General features: G+C 60.0%; 4 protein-coding genes. 1 reads left to right on the forward strand and 3 read right to left on the reverse strand.

The features are described 5' to 3' along the window. Positions 1 to 77: 77 nt before the first annotated feature. The gene (locus SB659_RS06600; RefSeq protein WP_410549856.1) at positions 78 to 2471 is read left to right on the forward strand and encodes an ATP-binding cassette domain-containing protein; all 2394 of its coding nucleotides are present in this window, start codon (positions 78 to 80) and stop codon (positions 2469 to 2471) included. 513 nt (positions 2472 to 2984) lie between these two features. Here SB659_RS06600 and SB659_RS06605 read toward each other — a convergent pair. From SB659_RS06605 to SB659_RS06615, 3 genes are all read right to left on the reverse strand, one after another. Then, positions 2985 to 4034, reverse strand: coding sequence for a hypothetical protein (locus tag SB659_RS06605; RefSeq protein WP_410549857.1), 1050 nt, complete (start codon positions 4032 to 4034; stop codon positions 2985 to 2987). A 337-nt stretch (positions 4035 to 4371) separates the two neighbouring features. Further along, positions 4372 to 4725 (reverse strand): helix-turn-helix domain-containing protein, encoded by a 354-nt coding sequence (locus SB659_RS06610; RefSeq protein ID WP_410549858.1) that lies wholly within the window; start codon positions 4723 to 4725, stop codon positions 4372 to 4374. Beyond that, the gene (locus SB659_RS06615; protein WP_410549859.1) at positions 4718 to 5842 is read right to left on the reverse strand and encodes a tyrosine-type recombinase/integrase; all 1125 of its coding nucleotides are present in this window, start codon (positions 5840 to 5842) and stop codon (positions 4718 to 4720) included. The genes SB659_RS06610 and SB659_RS06615 overlap by 8 nt, the downstream gene beginning before the upstream one ends. Positions 5843 to 6103 lie beyond the last annotated feature (261 nt).

The following is a 6103-nucleotide window of genomic DNA, read 5'->3' on the forward strand; positions in this document are numbered from 1 at the left end:
GGTCACGATGACCAGTAATGGCCTCGGTGATTGCTGCGGCCTGCCACCACGCGGGGCACCAGCCGGATGGAGAAAAGATGACCATTGCTACGAGTCCGAACACCCGGCAACCTGCACAGCACGTCGCGGACACCCACGATTTGATCCGCGTCCAAGGCGCGCGGGAAAACAACCTGAAGGACATCAGCATTGAGATCCCCAAACGAAGGTTGACGGTTTTCACCGGAGTTTCGGGCTCGGGTAAGAGTTCATTGGTCTTTGCGACCATCGCCGCGGAGTCGCAGCGAATGATTAATGAGACCTACAGTTCATTCGTCCAGGGATTCATGCCTTCTTTGGCCCGCCCGGACGTTGACCTCCTCGAAGGGTTGACCACGGCGATCATCGTGGACCAGGAACGAATGGGTTCCAACCCCCGGTCCACGGTTGGCACGGCAACGGACGCCAACGCTATGTTGCGTATCCTCTTCAGCCGTTTGGCCCAGCCACATATCGGTTCGCCGAATGCATATTCGTTCAATGTCCCCACGGTAAAGGCCAGCGGCGCCATCACGGTGGAGCGCGGCGAAGGAAAAACCAAAACCGAAAAGGCATCTTTCAATCGGCTTGGTGGTATGTGCTCCCGCTGTGAAGGCATGGGCTCTGTCAACGACTTCGACCTCACAGCCCTTTATGACGACAGCAAATCCCTGAAAGAAGGTGCTCTCACCATTCCCGGATACTCCATGGATGGATGGTACGGGCGCATTTTCAGCGGGTCAGGGTATTTCGACATGGACAAGCCGTTGGCCAAGTTCAGTAAAAGGGAACTTCAGGACCTCCTTTACCGGGAGCCCACCAAAATCAAGGTGGAGGGAATCAACCTGACGTATGAGGGCCTGATCCCCAAGATTCAGAAATCGATGCTGTCCAAAGACGTTGATGCACTCCAGCCGCACATCCGGGCGTTCGTTGAGCGCGCCATCACCTTCACCACGTGCCCCGAATGCGAGGGAACCAGGCTCAGCCCTGAGGCGCGCTCGTCCAAAATCAAGGGGATCAGCATTGCGGACGCCTGCAAAATGCAAATCACCGACCTTGCTGCTTGGATCCGGCAGTTGGACGAACCCACCGTGGCGCCACTCCTGAAAGGCTTGCAGCATTTGCTGGATTCCTTTGCGGAGATCGGCCTCGGCTACCTGTCCCTGGACCGCCCGGCCGGTACTTTGTCCGGGGGAGAGGCACAGAGGACCAAGATGATCCGGCACCTGGGTTCCTCGCTGACCGATATCACGTACGTTTTCGACGAACCCACCATTGGGCTTCACCCGCACGACATCGAACGGATGAACCAGCTCTTGCTGCAACTCCGGGACAAAGGCAACACCGTGCTGGTGGTTGAGCACAAACCCGAAGCCATTGCGATCGCGGACCACGTCGTCGACCTTGGTCCTGGCGCGGGAACAGCCGGCGGAACGGTCTGCTTCGAAGGTGGCGTTAATGAACTACGGGGGAGTGACACCATCACCGGGCGGCATTTGGATGACCGTGCCGCCATCAAGGAGACTGTCCGTCCGACGTCGGGCTTCCTTGCAGTCCGTGGAGCGTCGACAAACAACCTGAAGAACGTCGACGTCGACATTCCGTTGGGTGTCCTGTGTGTACTGACCGGTGTTGCGGGTTCTGGAAAAAGCTCCCTGATTCATGGTTCCGTGGCGCCGCGTGATGGCGTGGTGGTTATCGATCAAGGTGCAATCCGGGGCTCGCGGCGCAGCAACCCTGCAACGTATACCGGGCTGCTGGAGCCGATTCGCAAAGCCTTCGCCAAAGTCAATGGCGTGAAACCTGCACTGTTCAGCTCCAATTCGGAGGGCGCGTGCCCGACCTGCAATGGCGCTGGCGTCATTTACACCGATCTGGGCGTGATGGCTACGGTGGAGTCCACCTGCGAGGAATGCAACGGGAAACGGTTCCAGGCTTCGGTCCTTGAGTACCGACTGGGCGGCCGCAATATTGCAGAAGTGCTTGCAATGTCTGTCAACGAGGCAGAAGTGTTCTTCAATGAAGGTGAGGCTCGTACCCCGGCCGCCCACAAAATCCTGGACCGCCTGAGCGACGTCGGACTTGGGTACCTGACGCTGGGTCAGCCGCTGACAACGTTGTCCGGTGGTGAACGCCAGCGGCTGAAGCTTGCCACCCAGATGTCTGAAAAGGGTGACATCTACATCCTCGACGAACCGACAACCGGGCTGCATCTGGCAGATGTCCAGAACTTGCTCGGAATGCTGGACCGCTTGGTCGAGTCTGGGAAGTCGGTGATTGTCATCGAGCATCATCAGGCAGTCATGGCGCACGCTGACTGGATCATCGACCTTGGGCCCGGTGCCGGACACGACGGCGGCAACATTGTCTTCACCGGCACCCCGGCGGAACTTGTAGCTCACGGATCGACGCTGACAGGTAAGCACTTGGCGTTGTACGTGGGTGGTTAGGAAACGACGTGGATGGCATCCGCTTCCAGGAATCTAGGAAAACTGGCATGCACGGGTATTCATGGGACGGGAGTAGCGGACCGCTCTGGAGCGCGCCCGCTGCTTTCGTGTGCTGGAGCTGCATGGAGACATCGTGGTTTATTGCACCTGCTCTTCGTCAGGTTGATGATCCTGTGCTCGCTTCGAGCGCCGAGAGTGGGGGTGCAGATACTTCATGACCTATTGGCCGTTGATTCCGACCATTGCTGGCCTTGTGCTCCTCGGGGGCTGCATGCTCTACGCGCGGTCCAAGCGCTCAGGCGATGGCCAACCTTTTCGTGGGCGAGGAGTGGTGGCGTTTCTTACGCTCATTTCCATTGGCTTGTTCATCTTTGCCTTGTTTGGCGCCCTTTCGACGCCTTCAACCTAGGGGCGTCCCACGGCGGCACCTGCTCTTCTGTTCACCTCTGGCGTGTGCCAGCTACTGCCGAGACATACTGAGCGTAGGCGGCTGCTGAACTGGTGGCGTGGCGTTCAATAGTCGTGGGGGAGTAGCCAAGGGTCTCGGCGATGATGGCGACGGGGGCGAGTTTGGTGAGTTCGTGGAGTGTTCCGAGCCGCGCGGCGGGTGCTGAAGATCCGGGTCAGGCGTTGGGTTAGGTGGCCTGGGTTTATGTGTTTCCCCGGCGATCGTCCTGGGAAGACCCAGTTGCTGTTGGGGTGCGCGGCCGTAAGGCCATGCGCTGGGTTCTCAGCCAGTTCCCGCCAGGGCTCATCCAATGGGTTTGGCAGTGCGATGTTTATTGATCCGAGCTGGACGGTGACGAGTTCTTCGGTGACCGTCACGTCTTCCCACGTCAGCTGGGCAATGCGTTCGGCCTGTTGCCCGAAGACAAGGACGAGGATCGCGGCGGCCTGATCGCGTGCCTCGATTTGTCCGCCAGCGTGGAGCACGCGGTTCAATGCTTCATCCTGCCCTGCCTTGTCGAGTTTGGCGCTCGTTCCACGACGATGAGAGAGGATGGTCAGCCCTGCAGAGACGGCCTTGGCCTTGATGGCCCATTTCAGGAAGTGTTCAGCGATCCGTCTGGTGGTGGGCCCTTCTGCCTGCCATAGGTCGAGATGAGCCTGGGTCAGCCCGTCGAGGCTGGTGCCGTAGTCGGCGAGCCAGTTAAGCAGGTCGATGGCGACGGTCACTTGCTGCTTGGCTCGCAGGAAGGTGCCGCGGCTGACTTCGTCCATCTGGTTCATCCGGCGGAGGTGGTGCCAGCGGATGTAGCGACGGATAATGTCGCGGTCCTCATGGTTGTTAACCCGATCGAGGGCTTGTGCAGACCAGCTCTCGTAGCGTGTATGAAGTTCGTCCCGGCGGGGGAGAACGCCGTGCTCGATGAGGAGGCCGCGGACGTATTCGCGGGTCCGCGAATCGGGCAGTTCGTCGAAGACTTGATGGGTGATTGTTGGTGCGACGGCGAGGTTTCGGAGGAAGGCGGTGACGTGCTTCTGCTGGATCCAGGTGATGCCGCTGTTGGCGCGTTTCATCGACTTCAACGCCGTGGCGAGCGGAATCAGGTTCGTGGCCATTGATCCTGTTGAGGGGTTTGTGAGTACCTCATCGACAACTGTTGCGAGCACGCATTTCCAGCAGCGTCCGCCGCTGTGGAGTTCGTCTTCTGCTCCGCAGGCCTCGCAGTCGACGTTGAGCCGAACTCCCGAGCATTGACGGCAAGCGGGCTGTTCATCGATGAGCCCTGGAAGGACGCCTTCATGTCCGCAGGCGCAGGTGCCTTTGGTGCGTTTTGCCTGTTGGTAGCAGTAGCCGCAGATTCCGCCGTCGGGCCACCTTGCAACGGTTTTGTGGTGCTGGCGGCAGCGGGCGCAGGGGATTGGCCAGCGGAGGGGATCCTCTGGCTTGCGTGGCCTAGTCACCGTTCTCGGGACTGACGAGTCGGATCCGTTTAGCGATAGGGTTTCCGGGCTGGATTCCGAGGTCTTCGCTGCGTTGCGGTGCGTTGGCTGTGGACGCGGCGCGCATCTCCACGAACGGTTCGAACAGGTCGTTCGGGGTGCAGTCCAGGATGTCGCAGAGCGCTGCGAAGGTCCTGGCCGGGATGCGTTCCGGCGCTGCGGTGACTAGGCGGTAAACCTGGCTTTCAGAGAGGTTGATGCCGCGGGATCGCAGTAGGGGCATCAGTTCGGTGGTCTTCCAGAGGTTGCGCTTAGCCATGAGGGCCCTCAGGTTCCATCGGTAGCCGATCCGGCGCTGTTCAGGCATCTGGGTCCTCCAAGTTGGTGATGCGGCGTGCGATCATCTGCTGCACGGTTTTCTGCTTGAAGTCCGACGATACCGAGGTGTAGAGGCCGGTGGTGGAAGCGTACGAGTGGCCGACCTGGGTCTGCACGAACGCCGGGTCGTAGCCGGCTTCGATCAAATGGGTCACGTAGGAATGCCTGAGGCAGTGCAGCCCCAGTTCCTTGGGCAATCCAACGGCGTCCCGTGCAGCTGCGAAGGCATCCCCGAAGTAACCGAGCGACATCCGGGCGCCACGCTCGCTCGGCCAAAGCGCTGATGACCTGTCGGCGGTGGGGAACCGCTCCCGCATCCCGTTGGACGTCCAGGTCCTCAGCTGGTCCACGACCCAGTCGAATTCGGGGACGGTCAGGACTGTCCGTCGCCTTGGCCCGGATCCTGCCGTGCCTTTGGCGAAACGGACTTGAAGGGCGCCGAAGCGTCCGTAGTCGTTGACGTGGGGATTGGGGCCGAAGTCTTCGATATCCAGCATGGTCATCTCACGCCGGCGAAGACCGTAGGCATAGCAAACCTTGAAGGCCACCGAGTCCCGGAACAGAGGCAGCCACCGCTTGCTGCCGGCCGCGTATTCCCGGTCGACGAGATCGTCGAGATAGTCGAAGAGCCGTTGCAGTTCTGCCTTGGTGAACGAGCGCTTCTTCGCCGGGACGGCCTCGTCGGTGGTGTGCCTGGGCATGTTCCACTCGAAGCAGATCTGGCTGGGTATATCGCCGAAAGTGCGTTCGCAGAACTCGCCCCATCCATAGCCGGGATGCGTGAGGTAGGCGCAGAACATCGCCACAGCGTTGCTGTACGAACGCAGCGTTTTCAGGCTGATCGGCTTCTCGCCGGACCGCAGCTCAGCCAGGAAATCCTCAATATCCGCAGGACCCCATTGCCACGGAAACTCGCCCGTGAACTTCTGGAACCGTTCCAGCAGCTGGCAGCGCTGTTTGATGGTCTGGGTCGTCAGCCCACGGGCCAGCATCTGCGCGCGCCAACCATCAAGCATCGCGGTGAAAGCCCGCTCATCAGCCCGGAACAGACCGATGTCCGGATCCACCAGCATCCGCGGGACGAAACCCGGGACGGAACCACTCACTGCAACCCCTAAACCATGGAAACATGCATTAGATGCAGGAAACCTATAGCTTCAGCGTTCTACGCAGCAAATCCGGAGAACTTGGCCCTGATACTGCTGGAAGAACAAACCCCATCTGACATGCGGAAACGTCAGATACGTCAACTGCCGGGAGTTCTCGCAGCTACTTCTACTCCCGTGCTTTGACTGGCAGCGGGACGTGTTGAAGTGGGACGAGTTGTTGGTGCCCCTCGTTGGCTGCGGCGTTCTTATAGCTCCGTT

Source organism: Arthrobacter sp. SIMBA_036 (assembly GCF_046535135.1).
GTDB lineage: Bacteria > Actinomycetota > Actinomycetes > Actinomycetales > Micrococcaceae > Arthrobacter.